Annotated in this window: 15 protein-coding genes; all 15 read right to left on the reverse strand. The window is 34.1% G+C overall.

Features of this window, described 5'->3' with window-relative positions:
- Window positions 1-333: 333 nt before the first annotated feature.
- The 15 genes from HMPREF2637_RS05140 to HMPREF2637_RS05210 all read right to left on the reverse strand — a co-directional run bounded on the left by HMPREF2637_RS05140 (window position 334) and on the right by HMPREF2637_RS05210 (window position 23,348).
- The gene (locus HMPREF2637_RS05140; RefSeq protein ID WP_070839443.1) at window positions 334-939 is read right to left on the reverse strand and encodes a response regulator; all 606 of its coding nucleotides are present in this window, start codon (window positions 937-939) and stop codon (window positions 334-336) included.
- A complete protein-coding gene (locus tag HMPREF2637_RS05145) occupies window positions 920-2,482 on the reverse strand; it encodes a hypothetical protein (protein WP_070839445.1) in 1,563 nt (520 codons plus the stop codon). The genes HMPREF2637_RS05140 and HMPREF2637_RS05145 overlap by 20 nt, the downstream gene beginning before the upstream one ends.
- Window positions 2,483-2,521: 39 nt before the next feature.
- Entirely contained in the window at window positions 2,522-4,429 is a 1,908-nt protein-coding gene (locus HMPREF2637_RS05150) for an ABC transporter permease (protein ID WP_070839447.1), read from the reverse strand.
- 1 nt (window position 4,430) lies between these two features.
- Window positions 4,431-5,168, reverse strand: coding sequence for an ABC transporter ATP-binding protein (locus tag HMPREF2637_RS05155; RefSeq protein WP_002887184.1), 738 nt, complete (start codon window positions 5,166-5,168; stop codon window positions 4,431-4,433).
- Window positions 5,165-7,309 (reverse strand): peptidase domain-containing ABC transporter, encoded by a 2,145-nt coding sequence (locus HMPREF2637_RS05160; RefSeq protein WP_070839449.1) that lies wholly within the window; start codon window positions 7,307-7,309, stop codon window positions 5,165-5,167. Before HMPREF2637_RS05160 ends, HMPREF2637_RS05155 begins: the two co-directional genes overlap by 4 nt.
- Complete coding sequence (gene salM, locus HMPREF2637_RS05165; RefSeq protein WP_049553670.1) at window positions 7,287-10,121, reverse strand: salivaricin biosynthesis lanthionine synthetase SalM; 2,835 nt, start codon at window positions 10,119-10,121, stop codon at window positions 7,287-7,289. Before salM ends, HMPREF2637_RS05160 begins: the two co-directional genes overlap by 23 nt.
- Before the next feature lie 83 nt (window positions 10,122-10,204).
- On the reverse strand, window positions 10,205-10,360 hold the full coding sequence (locus tag HMPREF2637_RS05170) for a type A2 lanthipeptide (RefSeq protein ID WP_002887181.1): 156 nt from the start codon (window positions 10,358-10,360) through the stop codon (window positions 10,205-10,207).
- Window positions 10,361-10,936: 576 nt separating this feature from the next.
- Window positions 10,937-16,459, reverse strand: coding sequence for an SNF2-related protein (locus tag HMPREF2637_RS05175; protein ID WP_070839451.1), 5,523 nt, complete (start codon window positions 16,457-16,459; stop codon window positions 10,937-10,939).
- A gap of 58 nt (window positions 16,460-16,517) precedes the next feature.
- Complete coding sequence (locus HMPREF2637_RS05180; RefSeq protein ID WP_021151476.1) at window positions 16,518-17,213, reverse strand: hypothetical protein; 696 nt, start codon at window positions 17,211-17,213, stop codon at window positions 16,518-16,520.
- 10 nt (window positions 17,214-17,223) lie between these two features.
- Window positions 17,224-17,571, reverse strand: a complete 348-nt coding sequence (locus HMPREF2637_RS05185) for a hypothetical protein (RefSeq protein ID WP_141760023.1) — start codon at window positions 17,569-17,571, stop codon at window positions 17,224-17,226.
- A 111-nt stretch (window positions 17,572-17,682) separates the two neighbouring features.
- The gene (locus HMPREF2637_RS05190) at window positions 17,683-19,230 is read right to left on the reverse strand and encodes a PcfJ domain-containing protein (protein ID WP_070839454.1); all 1,548 of its coding nucleotides are present in this window, start codon (window positions 19,228-19,230) and stop codon (window positions 17,683-17,685) included.
- A 58-nt stretch (window positions 19,231-19,288) separates the two neighbouring features.
- Window positions 19,289-19,789 (reverse strand): Cas9 inhibitor AcrIIA9 family protein, encoded by a 501-nt coding sequence (locus HMPREF2637_RS05195; protein WP_070839456.1) that lies wholly within the window; start codon window positions 19,787-19,789, stop codon window positions 19,289-19,291.
- A gap of 13 nt (window positions 19,790-19,802) precedes the next feature.
- Window positions 19,803-21,266 carry a hypothetical protein gene (locus tag HMPREF2637_RS05200; protein WP_070839459.1) on the reverse strand — a complete coding sequence of 488 codons (1,464 nt, stop codon included), beginning with the start codon at window positions 21,264-21,266 and terminating at the stop codon, window positions 19,803-19,805.
- Window positions 21,267-21,403: 137 nt separating this feature from the next.
- The gene (locus HMPREF2637_RS05205) at window positions 21,404-21,976 is read right to left on the reverse strand and encodes a nucleotidyltransferase family protein (protein WP_070839462.1); all 573 of its coding nucleotides are present in this window, start codon (window positions 21,974-21,976) and stop codon (window positions 21,404-21,406) included.
- Between the two features lie 31 nt (window positions 21,977-22,007).
- Complete coding sequence (locus tag HMPREF2637_RS05210) at window positions 22,008-23,348, reverse strand: DUF3854 domain-containing protein (RefSeq protein ID WP_070839465.1); 1,341 nt, start codon at window positions 23,346-23,348, stop codon at window positions 22,008-22,010.
- Window positions 23,349-23,542: the final 194 nt, after the last annotated feature.

Below are 23,542 nucleotides of genomic sequence, written 5' to 3' on the forward strand. Positions count from 1 at the left end.
TACATCAATTCCAAATACTGCACGCATGACATTACCTCTTTTGTCTTGAATGGTTCCTTATTTTAGTGATGTCCTTTTCAATACTCGACGTCTAGCATCCAACATACTTTGATAATATTCCATCTAAAACAGGTATCTTGCCAGTTTGTCAAGCGACATCTAACGCCATTGAGCCCTACGACTTTACAAGACACCACTACTTTAACATAAAGAAAAAGTAGTGAGTACTCTCTCCCGTCGGAGATTTCTTCACTACTAATCTTAGTATGTTCTATTTCACATAATCCCTAACAAATACAAAGATAAAGCTTAATTAAGTTGTTTGCCTACAACTCAGAAGTCCATAAAATACCCTAATTGCTCAGCTTTGTAGATAGCCTCTTGCTTATTATTTACTAGAAGTTTTGAATAGATATGGTTCAAATGATTAAATACTGTTCTCCTACTAATTTGTAACATTTCCTCTATATCTTTAACAGAGAGACCTTTCTTACTCAAATTTAAGATTACTATTTCTCGGTCAGTTAAAGCTTCAACATAATCCTGAGATTCAATTTGTTCAAAATACTTTTTCCCAGAATCCACTTTCTTTAAGATAGAGATGAGTTGTTTAGGGTCTATATTTTTATCTACAAAACCGTATGCCCCTATTGTTTTTGCTCTCTCTTCATAGATTGACTTAACATATCCTGTCAGCATAACAACTTTCAAGTTAGGAGTAGACTGTATGAGTTCCTCCGCTATCTCCAATCCATTCTCTTTAGAAATATTTGTTAGATTAATATCAAGTAATATAATATCGTATTTAGATAAATCAATCGTCACATCGTTAAAATTAGAAGTAACTGTATCTATAACATCTACCTCATCATACTGTTGGCATAACAGTTGGATACTCTTTGCAAATAGTTTATGGTCATCAATTAATAAAATCTTCATAGCACAATTTCCAATCAATGGGAAGTAATATTCTGATATTGTATTGTTTATTATCTATTTGTAGCTCCATATCTCCATCAAAAGCTACTAGTGTTTCTTGAAATGATTTCAAACCTCTGCCATAATTTATAGATTGAACTTTTTCCACCACCTGATTGCTCTCCTCTATGATAATAATATCAGATTGAACCTTTAAAGATAAATGAATATCTTTACTGACTCCATATTTTATAGCATTATTAATTAATTCTTTTATAAACCTGTAAACAATATCTCCATATGGAGGTGGGATTATTGTACTACTCGAACAGTTGAAATACAACAACTTATTACTTTTCCTCCTTTTAACAATATCATCAAAAAGAGACTGTATGTTTTCTTTCATTGTTCGATTAGAAGGAACTATTGGGTGATAAGTATCAATTTCATCCCTGATACCAGAAACTAGATCATTCAACCCATTAACAATAAAACCATGTGTTATATCACTATTTTCTAAAGAGAGTAAGTTTTTTATCGCTATGACATTTTGCAAGACATCATCATGCAAATAATTTGAGAACTCCACTCTCATGTTTTCCTCCGATTTCATAAAATAGTTCAATCTTCTATTTTCATAGTCAAAATTTTGCTTAAAGTTTTCTAAATAACAAAAGATACAAGAAATTACCACTAGACAAAAAAACGTGCTTGCATCAACAACTATAAAAAATAGTAAAAAATCTTTAACTAGTACCTTTATAAGTATTACCCAACAAATGATAAGAAGTAGAAATAAAAGTTCTATACGAGTTTTGTAATTACCTAACCATCTTCGAGTAACTAGACTAAATTTATCATGTATGACCTTAAAATAGTATATTGTACTCATTATAAGGGGAAACAGATACCACCCCAAATTATTAAAGGCTTGATTAACATCTAGCATCTCTCCATAAAATTCACTACCAAGTATTGCTAGCAAAAGCAAAGAAAATAATATCAATGAACGTCTTACAACTGATATTTGTTGCCTAAAATACCTATAATATAGCACTATAACCAATAATGGATAAAGGTGTAAAATAGTAAAAACAACTAAGAATAAGAAATTAAATAAAGTTCTATTAACTAAAAGGCTAATTATAGAAACAAAAATGATCATTAATAAGCTCTTGTCTAGCTTATCTTTAAACTGTTTCTGCCCATATAATATTAAATCAGTAATCTCAACGGTATAACAATAGAGCAATATAATTTGCAGACCACTACTAAAAAAGAGAGGAGTTTCCCTTGATAGCACAGATACCAAGTATTGCCAAATTGTTAAGAAAACGATAGAAATAATTTTTTTAAAAATCCCATCTTGTTTTTGGCGTAATATTGCTGCCAGCCAAATAAAACCTGTATCAATAAGAGTCATTACAAGAGCTACTTTTTCAGAGAAAAGAAGAGACAAGTTTTCTCGATTATAGACCAAAATCAAAAAGGCTATTAATTGTTGTAACAAGATTATTGTGATCCCCAAAAATTTACTCTTTGCTATTTTTTCTATTCTCATCATATTATTTACTAAATCGTTAAAGTTAAAAAGTTTTTAGAATTAATTGTTTATTATTGATTTCACTGACCGCAATGTCAATAAATAAAATGTGCCATATATTATCAAAAAGAAAAACAGAAAAAGCAACAAAGATAGCATTATAATATTGCCTGCAACCAATGTATCCATAAATAAATATTTATAGAAAATAAGCAACATACTACCATTTATTATCCCAATTAATACAGGAATAAGGAAAAGTATACCTATTTCATATCCGACAATCCGATTAATCATTTTTTTACTATAACCTAACTTACTCAGATAGCTATATTCTTCTTTATTTTCCATGATTTCTATAAGGCTTGTAAAGTATAGAATACTACCTGTACAAATAATAAAGAGTATGGATAGGAAGGTTATAAAGATATAAGTCGCAATATTAGCAGTCTTTACTGTGTGTTCCCTACTATAACTACTGATAACATCAGGAACCGTACTAAACTGATTGTAAAATGTTTCGCTTGACCTAATTGAATCTCCATTAAAAGTCCTAATTGTCATTTTTTTCTCTGGAAAACGAGAACTAAGCTCAGCATATAATTTATCAGAAACCACCAGAGTCGTGACACTTGTAGAAAAACTAAAAACATTATTCGTTGATACTTGTTTTACAGTAACATCGTATGCATTTTCCAAATTAAAGGTTTTCCCTAGGCTAATTTCTGTTGGAAAATAATTTATTAACAATGGTAGTGACTCACTACCTTCAATAGAATTTTTTCTTCCTTGAGCTTTCATTAACTCTTTATAATTACTGTAATTAATTATATCAAAATAAGGAATTGTTTGCCCAGATTCTGTGATAGTCACTTCTGGGTTAGTGTTCAATCTCAATAGGTTAATATCAACTAAACTCACTTGCCCATTCTCTAAAATATTTGTAACATTGACTTGACCATTTTCTGATTCAACATTATATTCTATGGCAGATGGAGTCAATCTTTCTATTCCATTAAGAGAATAAGCATAAAGCATTACCATAATTCCAGTAACTGAAACGGTTAGTGTTAAAAGCCCCCCCAAGACTGTTAATAATTTATTTTTTGTCGCAATACGATAGTTAAATTTAGGATAGATAATATTAGAGAGAGGACGATATAACCTTTTTTTCTTTTCTTTTAAGAAAGAAATTACAAAAGTCAATCCATATCTGATTGTAAAAATTGAGCCTAAAATAACTAAGATAATTATCAAAAGAGAAATTGGTACCATCCCTACGCTTAATAGCATCTTTCGTGTGGATGAAAACACTGTCGTCAAACATAAAACATATGACAATAGCAATGCGGTAATAGCAATAATAGCTCTGACTTTTCTTATCCTGATTTTTTTCTCAGCCTTTTTTGAGAAATTAACAAATTCAATCAATGACTGTTTAGCAATAATAACTCCATTTGTGATGAAATTAATCAGAAAAACTACGACTAATATTCCTAAAGACTCTATAATCTCTTTAACTGTAATAAACCACTGAACTTCCATTGTTAAATCCAATAGATGAGTAATTACAAGTACAGCTAAAAAATATAAAGTAGGTCCTAGCAATAAACTTACCAAGTAACTCAGAACTAGAATAACAAGATTTTCTAAAGTTAGTAATTTTGTTAATTCTCTTTTTGAAAACCCTAGTATTGCTAAGACTCCAAGGTCTTGACTGCGTTTTTTTACAAAGAAATTATTGAAGTAGATTAAGAATACCACCAAAAATACAATCAAAAATAACAATGAACCATTGGCGATAACTAGAGCTTGACCACTATCCCCAATTTTTTCTGCGATGATTTTATCTGAAATAAAATTTAAAAAAGCTATAAAAATACTTAATAAACCGATCGTAGCTAGAAAATAGATACGATATAACGGAAAATTCTTTTTAATGTTAGATTTTGTAATTGCCCAAATCATATTACTCTCCTCTATCGGATAAAGCTTGACTAATTACATCGTAAAACGACTCTCCACAATCTTTTTTATCAATCTCCATGTGAAGTTTTCCATCTTTGAGGAGTATAACTCTGTCGGCATAAGAAGCTGATAAAACATCATGAGTAACCATTAGAATAGTTACCTTTTCCGTTTTATTGATTTCACTCAAAATCATCATTGTTTCCTCAGAAGATTTCAAGTCAAGTGCTCCTGTTGGTTCGTCAGCAAAAATAATTTCTGGGTCTTTAATGATTGCTCTGATAATACTGGCCCTCTGTCTTTGACCTCCAGAAAGTTGATAAGGGTATTTTTTCAACTGTTCATGTAAATTAAATCTTTTTGCATAGCTATTTATCAAATCATCAATCTTTGAAGAATCAACATTTTTTAAAGACAAAGCAACAGAAATATTCTCCCTAATGGTTAGACTGTCTAACAGCATATAATCTTGAAAAACAAAACCAATATCATTTTTTCTAAAATTAGTTGCCTCCTTATCAGAGAATGTGCTAATCTCTTTATCCGCACAATAAATATTCCCACTATCAATTTTATCAATAATTGAAGTAACATTTAAAAGCGTCGTTTTCCCACTACCGCTACGCCCCATGACAGCTACAAATTCTCCTTTTTCCACAATCAAATTGATATGGTCTAGAGCATAATTCAGTTGATTGGGATATTTTTTGCAAACATCTTTTAATACTAATTGTTTCATTTTACCTCTTCCTCCTGATATTTATTCATATACGAGTCATATAAGTCACAATAATACTTATTATTTTTGTACAAATAATAATGGTTTCCATAGTCAATAATTTTGCCATTATCCATTATTAAAATCTTATCAGCTTTTTCAACTGTATTAAGTCTGTGGGTAACCAAAACCCTCGTACAATGTAAAGCCTCAACATTTTTTTGGATTATTCTTTCAGTTTTTACATCTAAAGCTGATGTAGGTTCGTCAAGAACTAAGATTCTAGGGGTGGTTACAAGTTCTCTTGCTAAAGAAATCCGTTGTTTTTGCCCCCCAGATATTGATGGTTTATCTCGAAAAAGTAGAGTATGAAACTTCATTGGCATACTCATGATATCATCATATATTGATACTCTTTTACAAGTTTCAATAACCTGTTCTCCTGAAACAGATTCTCTCCCTAGCGAAATATTATACATCACATCCCCATCAAACATGGGAGAATCTTGAGATACAAAAGCCGATATATTCCTAAAATCTTTTTTATCAATTTTAGAGTAGGATATATTGTTGTATGTCATGTCTCCACTACTAGGGCTTACATAGCCTAACAACATCTTAGCTAGAGTTGTCTTTCCACTTCCACTTTTCCCTATAATTGCAACAAATTCTCCTGAATGGACTTTTAGGTTTATTCCATTTAACACCTTTGCCCCATTTAACTCATATTGATAGTTTATATTTTTAAAATTTATCTCTATATCTGTATCCTCTGATAACTTATGAGTACCATTCGTCTCATTATCAAGAGTTGATATCTCTAATACCCTTTCGTAATGCTTAACACCATATAGAATCTCATCAATCGAATTCAAAATATTATTAATGGGATTAATAAAATTTAAAACCATCATATAAAGAAGAATAAGCTCACCACTGCCACTATTTGGTGAATAATATAGAAACAACAGAATTAACAAAATAGGTATGGAAAAAGTTATCACATAATTTACTGCTCCTAAAAGATTGAAAAATCTATTTCTATCATATGTTGAATTGATATAGTCCTTAAAACTTTTATCCCATTTTGACAAAAGTTCTTTTTCAGAATTTTTAGCTTTAAAAAGAAATAGCCCGTCCATCAGTGAAAAGAATGTTTGTAAAGAGTTCTTTTGTCTTAAAACTTCTTTACCTAACTTTTCTTGTTTAATGCTTAGTGACAGGAAAAAAATCATCATTTCTACAATAAAAACTATACCCAATATAATTCCCAAAGGTGTGGAAACATATGTGACATAACTAATACTCGCAAACATTAAGATAATATCCAACCAGATAGAAATAATTCTTTCTGATAGTAACTCCCTCACAATCATCAAACCATTATATCTATGAATGATGTCTGTTTTATCTATTTTTCCAATATATTCTATGGGAAGTTTCAATAACTTAGTCACAAACTTTTCTGAAATAGTGCTGTGAAATTTATTTTGCAATTTCACTAAAGAGATATTCTTTAGAAAATAAAATCCTCCTTGAAAAAAAATTATGATAGAAAGTAGGACTGCACTTTCTAAATAGCCAAACTTTTTAAGGAAAAACCAATTTCCGTCAATAATTCCCCTTATGAAAAATGGAATTGACACTGTCATAATCTGAAAAACCAGAGTATATAGAATGGTTAAAAAAATATCCTTCCTATTTACAAATATCATTTCCTTTACGTTTCTGCCAACCAATCCTCGTTTGACTATTTTTTTTGAAGAATTAGTCGTCTGATCATAAAAAAATTCGGTATAAAATTTAGGAGATAATTCAAAGAATTCATTCTTTGCTAAGACATATTTCCCAACAGCAGGGTCAACAATAGTAAAGACATCATCACGAATATCCTCTAAAATTACAAAATGCGAATCTAAAACAAATACCATGACAGGTAAGTTTTCAGGATATTTGGAAAAACGATAAGTCTTACAAGTAACTCCGTAGATAGAAGCAATATCTGAGATATTCTTTATACTCAGTCCATTTCTCCCTAAATCGACTTGTTGTTTCAAATTAAAATATGTTTCTGGAATATCAAAATAATCTAACATCATATATAAACAACATAATCCACATTCAGTAGAAGTTGTTTGTTCAATCGGTGTAATCTTTTTCATTTTCAATACTCCCATTTGGAACATCTAATAACAATAATGATGGTACTTCATAATTGGATATATATCTAAGCAACTGATATGCTATCCCTATTTCACCAACCATCATATTAAACACTCTTGTGTGTTGTGGCAAGCCAGATTCCCAACCAAATTTTTGAGAATTACGAACAATATTAAGCATGATACCTTCTATATCTACTTCACTTTTCAAGGAGTCATCTAAATTCATAAATAATTCCATGTTGCCCATTTTCCCGTGACAAAGGCAATCCGAATTCAAATAACCATTATTTAATACTGTTTGTTTAGCCATTTCATAATTATTTTTCAACTTTTTATCGTTTAACCATTTTGATTCTCTATATCTCGTTAATCCGATACCTGTTGCACCGTGACACCAATAAATAGGTTCTGGCATTCCTAACTCTGAACGTTTTCCTTTATTTCTAAAATCAATCCAATTTCCATCAGAAATACGGGTATTTTCAAAATCAATAGCTGACTTCGCTATTTTAAAATAATTATAATTTTTATTGATTTTCCATGATAAAAGTAATGCATATGCAATTCCAGATTGTCCGTGAGATAGTCCATTTAGAATTTCTGAATCTGAAAAATCCGATACCCAATAAACCCTACCATCTTCTTTTTTTACATTATCAATAATAAATTCAGATATCCTATTAATTAAATGATATACTGTTTTATTTTGCTCTACATTATATATGTTGCATAGAACAACTAATAAACCAGACACTCCAGAAATATAATCTATATTTTGCTCCTCCAGTGACTGGCTGGAAAATTCTTTGATTATGTCTAAATATAATTTTTGGTATCGAGGTAATTTAAGTCTTCTCCACAAACTAAAGTATAGATAAATCAAACCTCCTTTTCCTAAAAAAACTGACATATCACTAGTTTCTATAAGATTCTTCGTGGTTTCCAGTGTTTTCAATATCTTATTTAATGATACTAGATATTGCTCTTCACCAAGAATTTGATAAGCATATAAATAACATAAGGCATTCCCAATCAATCCATTATATAAGGTAATGTTCTGAGGAGATATTACCCATTGTTCAGTCTCTGTAATATCAATATTGAGCCATGTCATCTCCTCCTCCGAAGAAAAACTATTCTTATTTGCATCAATAAATATCTGTCTAACGCTGTCTAAGATTTTCTCATTAAAACTTTGTTTTGAGGATATTAATGGAAAATAATAAGATTTCCCTTCTTTCCTCTCCCAATGCTTAATCGGTTTTTTCAAGACTATTCCAATCAATTCACAAGTGAACTTCATTCTTTCATCATTCAGGGTAGCTATATTATCAAATAACGAGGTTGTCTCTCCTAGATTTCCAATTACTGTTCCTAAAGAATTATATACATTTCCACTGGTATCCACTGAAAAGTAAGGAATATCACCATTCATTAAATCTTTAATTTCATTATCAACAATAAATTGTTCAATATGTTTTGACTCATATAGTATCGAAAATAAATTCTCCCTCTTTTTTTCTGAGAAAAGATATTTTGGATTCGTAGAGGCTTGCAAAAATTTTCCATAGTCGGAAGTATTTCTGAATATGGCTCTAGTTTTCAATTTCGGGAAACCTTCTAAAATTTTTTTAACCTTTGCACGTTGCGACATGAGAAATGCATAGCATTCTCTAAATCCTGCAATTACCTCATTAGCATAGTCGAGAGGTTCCACCATTTTCTCATTTAATGTTGGAATATTATAGCTATCTTCCTGAAAATAGTCAGTTTTCACTAACTTCATATCCCCACGATTTTTATTTATCAGTTCATACTTCCCCTTTTTTCTTTTTCCACCTTTTCCACTTATTCCAGAAATGTTAGGAGCGCTGTTTTTCTCAAATTGTACAGGAAATAAACCATTTGAAAGTGATGTCTCATAAATTCTCTGATAAGTATCAACAGTAATCCCTTCAAAATTATTAGTTTGTACATTCAACTTTCTTTGAAAAAATGTTTCAACATCAATTAAATATAAATCTCCGCCTGAAACAATCACATTTTCCATATGTAAGTCCGTAATGGAAAAAATTTCAGAAAATGCTGCTAAAACACCATACTTAAGGTATATTCTCTTTACTTCATCATTATTAGAATTTATATAATCCACACCGAGTTGCCAACAATAATCCGCTTTAATTAAGCTTTCAGGAAGACTGAAAGAGGGTATATTATTAGATTTCAATAAACTAATAAGTTCTAACAAAATGTTGTATGAATCATAACTTTTAGGCTTGTAGTAAATGGATTTCTCTTTAAATTCAATCTTAACAACTGTTTGTTTTTGGGAATGACTATCTCCAAGTGAAAACTCAACATTACTTAGGGGTTCAGTAATATTAAAACACGATCTTAACTCAGACAAGTCTTTTAAAAATCTATCAAATAGTAAAGAATATGATTCTTCTATTAATCTGACTTCTCTATTGATTTGTTTTAACAAATACGGATACCTATCAAAAAAATTATTTATTCCATTTTCTTCCTTTATTTGCTGTATATATTGCTCATACGCCTCTGACTTATTTCCAATTTCCTTGGAAAAATTATTTATATCTAAAACTAGCGTTTTCATTGAAAGGAACATTACGGTTTCAAATAACTGATTTTCAAACTCACTATAAAATAACTTATGTGTCGTTTTCCTCAATAAATAAATATTTTCACTAATAGAAGTATCTAGTATGTCGTAATTAAAAATTGAGTTAAAGTATTCGTAAAACTGATGTTGTTGGTATTCTGACTTTAATTCATCTCTTTTTATCATATTTATCCTACCATTACTCAAAAATCCTGCCTAGACTAAGTCTAAACAGGAAATTTTTAGTCCACTTATCAAGATTGTTTTGATTAACAACAAACGAATACTGAGTTTGGACAGTCATCAGTAATAGTTGCAAACCAACCTGTACCTCTTTTACCACCAGCTACTTCCATAAGTTCTTTTTCAGAAACTTCTTCGATAGCATTGTTCAAAATATCTTTTGAGTTTTTCATGGCAATCATTCTCCCTTATGTTAGTATGTAGTAAATATTTTCTACGCTCTTATTGTAAACAATATATCTTTATTTTTAGTGAGTAAAAAGTGCAAATATTGTTTTTTTATATTTCTTTTTTATTAGTATTTTTAAAATGTTAAATAAAATATCGCTTTATAAAAAGCAATCTCTCAAATTTCATTTTTTGTAGCTATTTTACAATCCAATACCTTCTTATTATAAAATTAATCCCTTAAATTCAGACTAGGTGACTTAAAAAAGAGAAACACTCAAAATAGTGTTTGTCTACTGTCTAAATTTTCTAGCTCTTATTCTTGTTTCTTGCCGAGAGGTTTGAGTATGAAAAAACAATTTAACTTATACATACTTCTTTTTGAGGTAATTATTATAATATTTTCATCACTACCTTTTTTATAAACTTTATTCAAAAGGAGGCATTCTGACCCCTTTTGAACATAAAGAAAATTTCTAACCAAATATTGAACAGACGGCTATTCCAAATATCTGAAACATTTCAATTTATGACAATCAATAATAGAAAAGGATAACATCTCCTCAAGAAGATATTATCCTTTTTTGTGATTAAACGAAGTCAAATAGTGAAATTTCTTCGTAGACTTCTACTTCTGCTTCTACTACCTCATTAACAGATGAGGTTTCATAAACTAATTCTGTAGATACATTGTCATTATGTTCTTCAGTCATGCCAAAGAGTTCAGAAATACTTTCTAGGAAGTCATCAGCCATATCAAGAACTTCTTGTGAAACAACGACATGAGTCGTTTCTTCAACGATTTCTTGAACAACTACTACTTCTTCCTCAAAGCCAGTTTCTGATTCATCTACTAACTCTTCAATAACTTCAACAAGTTCGCTTTCTTCATCAGGATCATAGCTAGCAGTATATTCCTCGGTGATTGAGCTAACTTTTACATCAGAGTCCTTATCCATTTCTGGATGGTCTGCCTTGTACTGCAATTCAAAAGCATTGATAGCCTCTTCAATTTGTTCTACAGTAGGCTTTTTAGACTCGTCCTCGACTTCGATAAGAGGATTAACAATGGCACGTTTAGCTGATACGTAGTCAAGACGAGCTTGGTCTGCAAAAACATCTGCAGCTTCTCCTCGCTTAATAGTATCTGAACAACGGTCAATGTTTTCCTGCAAGAGTTTGGCTTGTTTATCCATACCATCAATAACATTGTTGATTCGTTGGATAGTCCCAATACCGCTCGCAAAATCTAGACGAACAGCATAGCTATTTTGACCAATAATATGCAGGTCAAGCATGCGTTCTGGTTGCCAAGCAGATTTTTGTTCCAACGCATGAAGGGCAAAACCACGATAATGAGCAAGGGTTGTCATTTTCATATGGAGGGGATCAGAGGCAACATTCATTTGCATAGCATAGTTCAGTTGATTTCCTGCAACATCTTTCTTCGTTGCTTCGTATCCATCTGGTTCAAATGTCATAACAAATGGGTTATGTTCGACCTCATATTTCTTACCATCTTCTTTCTCAACCACTTCTTTCCAAGGTCTTGTCTTTTCTGCAAGCTCTTTATCCTGGACTAATAGAGAAAGTTTCTTCTCGTAATTTTCCTTATCTTTAAGGGCTTGCTTAATACGTTTTTGAGACAGAGCAATATCTCGTTTCCAAGCCTTACGACGATTAGACAACAACTCAAATTCGTTATCAAGTTCCATCTTAAGTTTAAGATATGGATTGCCTGTCGCAATGGCTTTAAATTCAGAGGCTGAGAGTGTTTGCTCGTCAATATCCTCTGAAGCTCGCATCGGTGTACGACTGGTCATGATTTGCGTAATATAACGGAGCTTTGTTTCTTGAATCTGCCAAAGGTAGTTATCAAAACTTCCTTTAGTGATATAGTGGAAAATATTTACCTTACGATAGATATTTCCTTGACGAACCAAACGTCCATTACGTTGGATAATATCAGACGGTTTCCAAGGCACATCGAGGTGATGAACAGCTTTCATACGACGTTGTACGTTAAGACCGGTTCCCCCTTTTTCCGTTGAGGCCATGAGAATACGAATCTCACCAGCATTCATTTGACGTTGAAGTTGGAGCTTAGCCTTTTTGTTAGCAGCATCGTGAATAAAAGCAATCTCTTCTTCTGGAATCCCACGTTCAACAAGCAAATCTTTCAACTCTTGATAAACAGAGAAACCCTTGCCATTAGGAGTTCCAAGGTCAGAGAAAATCATTTGTGTCCCTTTATGCTTAGCCTCCATGTGATAAATCTTATCCACTCGCTCAACCACTTGCATGAGTTTATCTGCATCAGCTCTTACATAGAACTCCGCATCCAGCAAACGCATGTCTAAAGCCAACTTTCTGGCTTCGCTAGTGATTTTGAGCATGTTATCTTCACTAGGATCTACACTCCCATTTTTAACTCGGTCTGAGCGTTCTACAAGCTCATCCAAATAAACTTTTTGGTTATCCGTCAACTGACTTTCAACCGCTACCTTTTCTACCATAGGAACTGGAAGATTAAGGTCTTCAGTCATTTGGATATCTGCAGTCTGACGGTAAATCGCCATCAGCTCAGGGAGATTCATAAATTTAGCAAAGCGTTTACGTGAAATATACTTGTCTCCAGTAGGATTAAGTTCAAGACTATTCTCAACAATCCCAAACGCACCAACCCAAGCATCAAAGAAACTTACACTGAAATGTTCCATGATATCTGGTTGAAGATAATTCATCATCGTATACATTTCGCTAATTGAGTTGGAAACTGGTGTTCCAGTCGCAAAGACAACGTGACGTGTATCATGCTCTTCTTGAAGCACGCGCACCTTCATTTCCATGTCCATATTCTTTTTTGAAGTACGGTTGGTAATACCAGCAACGTTCCCCAAACGTGTCATAGGACGGACATTCTTGTACCCGTGGGCTTCATCAACAAAGAGCATGTCAATACCAAGGCTTTCAAAGTTGATAAACTCATCAATACCAGTCTTATTTTCAAGCAACGTCTCTAGGCTTGCCTCAAGACTTCTACGCATCGATTGTGCTTGCTTAAAAGTAATTTTGTCGTCATTAGCTTTTGCGTAACCAATGATCTCATCAAGCTCATCAATCTTTTCTGAAATAAAGGCTTGTTCACGTTCTTGTGAGACACGAACTTTCTCAAATTGAGAATGTCCAATCACAATACCGTCATAGTCGCTGGTTAGAATACGAGAAACGAACAAGCGACGACGTGACTTTTCAAAATCCTGCTCAGTCGTAACAAACACTTTCTTGGTAGGGTAGAAACGCATAATTTCTTGACCAAATTGTGCTGTTAGACTAGATGGAACCACAAACAATGGTTTATGAATAAGCCCAAGCTCTTTCATCTTGAAAGCTGCTGAAATCATGGTTAGTGTCTTACCAGTACCCACTTCGTGAGCAAGCAGTGCACGTCTCTCTTCAAGAATACGTTGTACGGCATTCTTTTGGTGAGGGCGAAGCTCTACACCTTTAGCCAACCCATCAAATTCCAAGAGACTTCCGTCATATTGACGTGTCACATAGCGATTAAAGACTTCATTGTAGGTATCCTCAATCACTTCTTGGACTCTTGGGTTTTCAAGAATAAAGTTCTTAAAGCTTTCTTGTAGAACACGTTCACACTCACGTAGGTTTGCTGTTGCCACTTCATCAACCTTACGTACAGGATTTTCAGTCGTACCAAAGTTACGCATGATTGTTGGTTGATTACTTGTAAGCAAGTGAGCCACAATATCTGTTGCGTGTGAGTAGCTTTTATTGTACTCATCACGTAGACCTAAACGCAGGTTAGATTGACGACTCATATAGCGGTTTAACAAGCGTTCGTTGAAACCTCGTCCGATTCTGGATGTCACTAATAGTGCTTTAGCTTCTTCAGAATGGAGACCAACCTTCTCATCCAACAATTCACTAAACACCCATTGAGAAACGACGTTACTAGGAATCCAGCTAGAACCAATGCTAAAATCAATATCAGATAAGACAACTGGTTCTGGTACAACAGATAAAATCAATTCCAAATAACGTTCCCAATCCGCTTGTGTATCTCCGTCTTCAATGAGAGAGTTAATGCAATCACGTTTAGCAAGAACATCACCGGAAAGGAATTTATCCTTAGTAACATAGTGTACAGTCTTATCATCAATATAGCGTTCCACATCAATCATCACTGTCTCACCTAGTTCTGAAATCATCATATCTTCTGAGACATCTGGATAGACAGAACTCATAAGGTTCAAATCAACGCCACGACCTTCCGAAAGCGATACATTCAAGGCTTCTACTGCTGACATCACTTGATGGAGGTGTTTTTTAGGACGAATAGTTGGCTTTTTAAAAGCATCTGACTTCACAAAGACTACCTTTGAGCTGTCATTCTCGTCCAACTCCTCTAACTCAAGACTAGCAATAAGAGGGTAACGGTCATCTCGGTCAAAGAGGCGAGCATTCACCGCTTGATTGATATAACCATACTTCTTCTTGAAAGTATCGTAGGCTTGATTAAGTGTTGCAAGCAGTTGTTTGAATTTACCTTCATCATAGTCTGTCGTCATTTGAATATCAATAATGGCTTGATACGCATTTTTGATAGCAACCATGCCACGGATACGCTTGTTTTCTGTATCCGTAAGGGGTGTTTCATAGAAATAAATACCTTTGTAAAGCCCTTTACTTTTAGCTGCTTTAGAAGGTGTTTGACTTACCCATGTATTCGTAACAATATTGGGGTCTGCTTCTACTGCTGTTTCAAAGTCTAAAATGGCTTCTTCTTTGTATTTATCATCATATTTTACGAACTGTCCTTGTTCGTCTTGATAAAAAATCATTTCAGCTGCACGTGAGCTAGGACGGATAGACGTGTTATCACGATAGTAGACACGCCCATTTTTATCACAAGCATACTCGTTCAATCGAATGTCAAGTGAAGCAAGTAAGTCTTGGTCAAGATGATTCACTTCTTCTTTAAGGATAATATCACGAGGTTCTAGTCTCTCTACTTCGAAAGGCACTGTTACTTTTGATAGTGCTTCTTGAAGCTCTGAAGCTAAGTCAAAAGAGCTATCTACCACAAGATCCAGTGTTCCACCATTGAAATGACGTACCTGATAATCACCTAGGACACAAGGATTTTTACAAATAGCATCCTGGAAGAAATAGCGATTGAGTGAGACACGTTTATCAAAGGGGAGTTTCTTTCTATCTGAAGACCAAAAGTCGATATTATTATCGGGAACAGGGATAAAAGCTCCTTTTTGGAAAAAGAGGATATCTGTTACCACTCGTGTTCCAGCATCTTTAAAAGCAGTATTTGGTAAGCGGATACCACCTAAAAACTGAGTTCCGCTACGACGGAGTTCTGGCAAAATGGAACCAGCACTCTTATCTGCAGTACCAGTTGAAGTGATAGCAGCAACCATCCCATGATAGGGTACCAGATCGATAGCTTTCTTAAAGAAGTAATCATGAATACGATAAGGTTTATTATCATAAGCCTTATCGACAATGCGAACATCCGCAAATGGAACATTCGTAATGACCAAGTCAAATGGTGTCCCTTCAAAATTTACTGTTTCAAATCCTTGGACTAAAACAGTAGCATCTTGATGAAGGTGTTTAGCAATATCACCAGTAATGGTATCAAGTTCAATTCCATAAAGAGTAGAATTCTTCTTGATATCCTCTGGCATTGTTTCAAAGAAGATACCAGTACCCATTGATGGATCAAGAATATTACCTCCTTTAAAACCACTTTCTACAATCTTATCCCACATTGCAGTAGCAATCTCTGGACTTGTGTAGTAAGCCGTAAGAGAGCTCATCTCCATCGCACGATATTCTTCTTTAGTGACAAGACTTTTTAGCTCATCACGTTCTTTTGCAAAACGATTAATCTTACTATCAAAGAAATCGTTAGCAAGTCCTCCCCAACCAACATAGTTATAGAGAATTTCTTGTTCAGCACTATCAGCTAGACGGTTATCTGCTTCGAGTGCTTTCACAAGTTTAATGGCAGAAAGGTTAGCTTGAACCTTTTCTGCTTTAGTCATTGTTTTATTTTGTTTTTGTTCTTCCATTCTTGTTCTTTCTCCTTAAAACTAAAAAAAGACCTGGTATAATACCAAGTCTTTCTTTTTAGTTGTAGTATTTGTTTATACGACTCAAAAATATGTGAGCCTCTCGTGTTTTCCTGTTTTTGAGGAACTCAATAAAACTATCTTGAATGTCAAAAGAGAATGCTCCAGCCAGTTCACATTGCTTATCAAAGCTTTTGCTGACTGTCATAGCTTTACTCTTACGAATAGCTACATGCGTGGGCATTGTTCTGGGAAAGGTAACTCCTAGAGAGTAACCAAAATCAAACAAAGTTAATAGATATGGCGGTTCATCTTTAGAAAAGATAATACCAAAGTTATTCCAGTGTCTATCAACATTTAAGGTTAAGCGATCAATCTCAAAGAGTCTGGCAAATATCGAATCAAGCTCAGCTTCTGAAAAACCAATCTCAGCCAACTCTTTTTTCAAAAAGTTATACTGCTCTTGAGGTTGTTTCTTGGCTATTTGTTCGATATCTGATTCCGTATACCCCCTTTGTTGTAGCAAACGAAACATCGTAACGAAGCTTCCACCTTCTGGTATGAAATTTTGTGAACGACAAAGATCACTACCTACTTTTTCGTAAGGTACATAATCTTCAATCCCACAACTTTTCAAAAACTCAGATACTAGAAACTCAGCTTCAGCCTCCCCACCAAAAAAGTCTCTTTTATAGAAATAGTCATCTTTCAACCATTTCTCTTGAGTTCCTTTGCTAGAGGTAAATACAGTCATAGTATCTCTCCTATTTTCTACTCAAATTAGGATGATGATCTTCTAAAACAAATGGCTCATCATTGAGTTCTGGTATTGATACCCAATAAAAATCATCGGTATCAAAACCGTGTGTCATAGCAATTTCGTGCCAGACATCGGGAGCTGTATAGGTATACCCTAAAAGTTCCTTTCGGTTTTTTCGTCCAAAATCAATTTGACGCCCTTTTAGAAAATCTACCATACGTTCATAGGTGAATTCTGTGTTCAACAAAAAATCATCTTTCCTTTCAAACGTATCTAAGGTTTTACTGATTGTATCAACCAGGTATTTTCCAATCATCTTTTTATTATTATAAAGAACAATAGTCAACTTCATGACGTTTCTCCCTGAATTATACATGAAATCACGTATAGTGTTATCTCTAGTATAACATGAAAACGCAGTTGACTCATAATGAGTTCTCGGTTTCATTTTTTCTCCTTTTATCTAAAACTCAATTTTAAGCTTTCCACAATGGGCTAAGAAAAGTTCTGCTTCTTTCTTTGCCTCTTCATCTGCGGATTTGTTCCTTTCTCCTTTCAGTTGAATAATCCTATTATTTTTCAATTCAAGGGTATAGAGAGGGGTTTCTCTGTGTGCCTTATCACGAACAAAGACAATAATAGAAGTTCCGTAGACAAAGTGTTTTTTTGCATAACTTCCAACACAATGATGTAGGGTTTTGCCTTCTTTGACAATTTCACTTTCGTCTTTAGGAAAGATAAAAGCATACTTGTCAAATGCGGTCTGAGCCTTCATCATGTTTGTCAAACGTTTAGCTGTTTCAACCCTCAACTTCGCCTCTTTCTTTTCGTCCTCAATGCGTTGTTTCTCTGCTCTCAAATCTCTGACAGCATTAGTTACACGTAAATATGTACCACGTGCTTGTTGATTCTCGAGAAGAGCTGAATAATTTTCTACAATCTCTGTATGTTTATTTTCCCAATTTTTTGGGATAACTACATAATCTCCATCAAATGGAATTCCCAGAGCTTCTACCATTTCTCGATAGTCCTCATAATCACGAAGACAGATCTCATTTTTCATCATCCAGTTAATGAAACGAATTGGTTTCACCGTGGATGGTAAGATACTATTTAAACGCTTAATTAGTGGCGTCCTGTTAGGAACCATAGCATTTATAAGCAACTCATATAAACCCTCGAACGTTCGACCATATTGTCTACGCATATCTTCCTCGAAAAATGCCTTTTCGATATTCATATCCGTATTTTTTAGATACTGTTTATTCCTTCTGAGAAAATTCATAGTAACCTTACCCATATTTGCATGCTTATGTCCAAGACTACATGAGTAATAAGACCTATAAAACGTAGTACCTACCAATTCTTTGACGACTCCACGCGCCTTTATTTTTTGAGCGAATTCAATACGTTCTCTATATTTATAAAGATGAGGTAGCACTGAGCTTATCTCGAAATTTTCTTTAATTACTTCATCAAAATTTAAGTATCTCAACTCAGACTTTGATTGTAACTTTTCAATAAGACTTTCCATACTACCATAAAGCGTATAGACACTAAATGCACCAGAGCCAAAAAAGAGAGCATTTCTCTGATTTTGGAATCCAGTACTATAGACTTCTTTACCTTTTTGGACTGAAAGATATGGATCCCAGTGTGCTTTTACCATCTTATTGTTGGCAAGCTGATAAAAGTTATAAAGGCTGACGTCAAACTTTTCTTTTCCTTCTTCAAATGATTGAGTCACTGCATACATTTGCATTTCAATGCGTTTCTTTGTGACTCCCATCCAGACAAAGTAAAAAGTATCTCCTACAAAGGTTAAACGGCTGTTAAGTGATAAGCGTTTTGTGACCTTTTCCGAGAATTTTTTTCGGTCGGAAGAAATAATTGTCTTAGACTTATTTGACCATTCATAGATAGGAAAATTATTCTTCGCCCATTTGAAAAATCCGTTAGGAACTTTTAAACGATTATCTACGATTTCTTGAATATTCTCTGCTTTTGTCATTGTTTTTCTCCTTAATTAATAAAAAATGGCCCTAGGGCCATTTTTTATTTTGTTGTTGTTAAAATTCGCCTTCTTCAACAGATAAATCTGAAAAAAGATCTAACTGTTTCCCATCCTTTTCAGGAGTTTTCTTAGTTGAGATTTTCTTTTTAGTTTCTGTTTTAGTTAGGCTCTGATTCTGTTTCTTTTTTGGCTTCTTAGTTGGTTGCTTGGTTGATTTCTTAATATCAGCAGTCATTTTACCTACAACTGGTTTAGTCTCAACCTTTTCAGCGGTAAAATACTCTTTAACCCAGGAAAAGACTGTGGCATCATCAACCATAGCACCTTGACCATTTCTATAGTCAGATTTACTGGCTTTTCTGATGCAGTAAGCCATAGCATCCTTAATCGTACGATCAAGATGTTTGAGAATCCCAGCAATCAGCTCATCATCCTCTTGATGATCAACTATCCAATTATGAATAGCATCCTCAGTCGGTGTATGTGCTTCAGCCATTTCTTCATCAAAATGGCTTACTGCCATGAAGCGGTCAAATTCATTAATTTCCATCGTCATTGTTTTTCTCCTCTCAGAACTCAAACAGGGTTAACTGTTCTCCTTCAGTTGTTGGTTTATCTTCAAATGGCTTTCGGCAAGCTACTAGTGTTTTTGGCTCCTTCTCAACCTTATAAATAGGTTGCATTGCACGATAGTTCTCAAAGAACGTGTCAAAAAATGCGAACAAAAGGTGTCGACATTGCCTCAAAGCCCTATACTCTAATCGAGTATAGTAAGTAGCTTCATCAGATAGCAGTTCTGAATCTTTGGTATAAGTTTCAAAAACCCACCATTCAAAGCCACGTGCAAACACTTCAGTCGGTGTCAAATAATAATCCAACTTCTTCTTAATATGAACAGCTTGAGCTAAGTCCGTTCTGGTTTTCTCTGCTATTTGAATAAGTTTCAGCAAGCTAGCCTTATAGATATTACGAATATCTTTAAAGCTATGTGATGTAGAGCTAATGATACCTGATTGATCATACGTATAGTCTAAATAATGACCATACTCATGTATGAATGATGAGGTATCTCTTACATCAACTGCCATGATATTTAACCCTGGCACATAAAGTCCGCTTGCTTTATGTTTTCCTAGTTTTCGGAATTTGAGTTCGGGTTCTACAGTAGAATGAGGTAAGTGATTACATAACTTCTCCCATTCGTTCTCTAGAACCCTGAATTTCTCCTTATCAAAATCACTACCTCGATAACGCTCGGTATCTACTTCAACTTTCGAAAACCCTAAATCAAGAAATGACGTATTACTGTTCATTTCTTGATCTTGAAAGATTTTATCCTCACGTACACTGGCTATCGTCTTAGTTGACTGATTAACATATTGTGCATTAAGGTTAGCTGCAAGAGCATCTTCATACTCTCTTTTAAGAACGTTAGCAATTTTTTGGATATTTCCATAATAACTACATTCCTTGTAGATACCTTCACTATGGATAGACATCAATTCAAGAAAGCTAAAAGATACTAGTCCATACCTTGTTTGAGAACTACTCTCTCTCCAAAAACTTAGGTTTTTCTTCAAAGGTACTCTAACCTTTGAATCATCGACAATGAGAAGATACAAAGTGCGTTTGGTATCTTCTGCACTTTTAGTAGCAGGTAATCTACTCCCATGGAGTGTGAGAAGAATCTGTTCACCGAAAAGGTGTTCGTGATTTTCTTCATCCCTCAAACTCATACCCTCGAACAGTCTTTTTAGCTTATTTGAAAAATGTGCTTGATCATAACCAATGGTTTCGATATCACCCATGATGTCTTTGACTTTATAGGCTGTATAGACATTATCTTGTCCGAATACCTCTACTGCTAGTGCTCCGACTTCTTGAGAAAAAAGTTCCTGACTTTGATATCTGCGAATATTCGCATAATAAGTACAAAACTTTCTCACGATATCTGCAGCTTTATCAGTATCTTTTATCTTAGGAAAAGTGAGTTTTTTAGTCGTTTGTTGTACTACTGCTAGTAAATTTGCCATTGTTTTTCTCCTTAATAGCAAAAAGGAAGGTAAAGCTTAAAGCTACTACCTTCCTCTTTCTCTTATATGTACGATGTACGATACACTATGAACTATACATAGTATGACATGCAATTTATTGCGTAAAAAAAGGAAACCTAATTATTGTTATCAAGTTTCCTTGCATAATCTCGTTTGTGACTCTCTATATTTCGAGAAATATCATTCTTATCCCAGATTTGTAATTCCCAAGGATAATAGAAATGACTCTTGTTTTTAAAGTAGAGATGGAGGCCAGTATAGTCTTCAGTATCTTTTAAATACCAATTTTTAAGACCGTATTCTTCCTTCCAATCATCTAAACGATCCATCACTTCAGTAATGGCAGATGTTGGCAAAATGACACGTGCTCCAAAAATATCATTTAAAACCGAATTTACTGGATACCCTTTTGGTCTTTTAGTAAAACGCTCAATCTTATCTACAATAGATTCAGATGTCTTCACTCGATAGAAGTAACTAATATCGCTGACATCTGCTACCATCAAATAATCGTTGATAGATTCATGCAGATTCAAACGATATTTTAAAATCTCATCAACTGGCACCTTCGCAAAAGTGTGATTAAGATTGACTTTAGCAAGTTTACCACTTTCAAAATACTCTTCTGAATACTTTATATGAATGGTGTTGATTTCAAAGATCAGTCGCTCTACTTTCTTGATATCCAACCCTTATACGTCTCCAAATAATTTTTCTTCATTATACCATATCCTGTTTATTAAACGTTTTGAACTTAATCTTTTCTTCTGGGGAAGCTTTCAAAAGGAAATCATCAATTCCCTTTTCGTGAGGCCAGATTAGAGCACGAACCGTACAAGATTGCTTAGTAACTAGATCTTGAACCATGTCATACATACGTTCAAATACCGAGTCATTATCCTCAAAGTCTTGGTCAAATGCAAGATAAATTGGTTTAACCTTTTTGAGTTCAGTCTTTCCGATAAAGTCCGAGATAGGACGCCATGCTGCTACTCCTGCCATAGAGATAACACAGATATTCCCCAATTGAAAAAGACGAGTGTTTTTCGCAACTGATGCAGTGATATCTCCTTTAAGCAAACCTTCCGTAACTAGAAGGTTATCAACTTTACTCATAAGGTTTACTTTAGCCTTACCTGCATCCGAAAAGCGTGCTTGTTTTAAAATATCATCGGAATAAGCAAAATGGGGAAAAGACTTAGCACTTGTTCCTTCTGGCTTATATGCTGACGAAACAAAGACATATTTTTGCCCTTTTTTAAATGTCAACTCAAGTCCAGAACGAAGTTTAACACTAGTTTCCTTAGTTGTCCCACTTGCTAGTTCGTGTGATGAACCTTTAGCAAACACATACCAATCGAAACTTCCATCGTCATTTTGGAAGACCTTAGCAGTACGTGCATTTCGTCCCTCTTGAAAGGCTTCGTTTACTTTGGCTTGATAACTAACGTTATCAAGACGTACTTGAAAACCTACAATTTGTCCCCAAGAATTGCGACATGGAATTAGGATTCCATCTTTTGATTCAAAAATAGGACATTTTGCGTTTTCGTTCCAATAGAAACCAGGAACTCCACGCCAAGCGTCTTTAGGAAGTCCATTTGCAACAAAAAGCTTTTCCCAAATAGTTGCTGGATGAGATACTGTTGTATCAACCTGCTTCTGGCGTGTTTGCTTTGTTGATGAAGCGTAGCCACGCAGTGCAATGGTCTCAACAGAAAGACCTCGTTCCGCACTTGTTAAGTGCTCTACATGTTCCTTAGTCAATCCCAACACATCAATAACAAGAGAATTTACTTTGTGAAGTGTTGAGATACTTGCCAAAGGTTGACTTTTCCAACTAGGTTCAAAAGTCACCTCTTTCGCTTTTTTAGGGTCCAAATCATAAATAGTCCCAGCACTACCAAATTGTGGTTTGTCTAGGTCAATCTTTCTAGCACAGACAGCCTTAGTCTGATCTGCAAAAACCAGACACCAATCTGGTTTCCCACAAATAGGACAAGGGTAATCACGTCCTACCCTAATCATTTCGGTTTGTCCAATCGTAATAATTTTTGTCATTTTTTTCTCCTTATAAAATATAACATTGTTGTTGTAAAGTGACCTTAGAAAGTCTCAAACACCTGTTCGAAGCCTTTCCTCCGTTTGCCGACAAGTTAGAGTTGGGAACACCTGTTCCTCACCTCTAATCATCGAGATGTCGCCTCCCTTTTTCGTCCGTCTACCCAAACTCAAAACAAAAAAAGCATAACAAA

The sequence above is a fragment of the Streptococcus sp. HMSC065H07 genome (genome assembly GCF_001837325.1).
Lineage (GTDB): Bacteria > Bacillota > Bacilli > Lactobacillales > Streptococcaceae > Streptococcus > Streptococcus salivarius_H.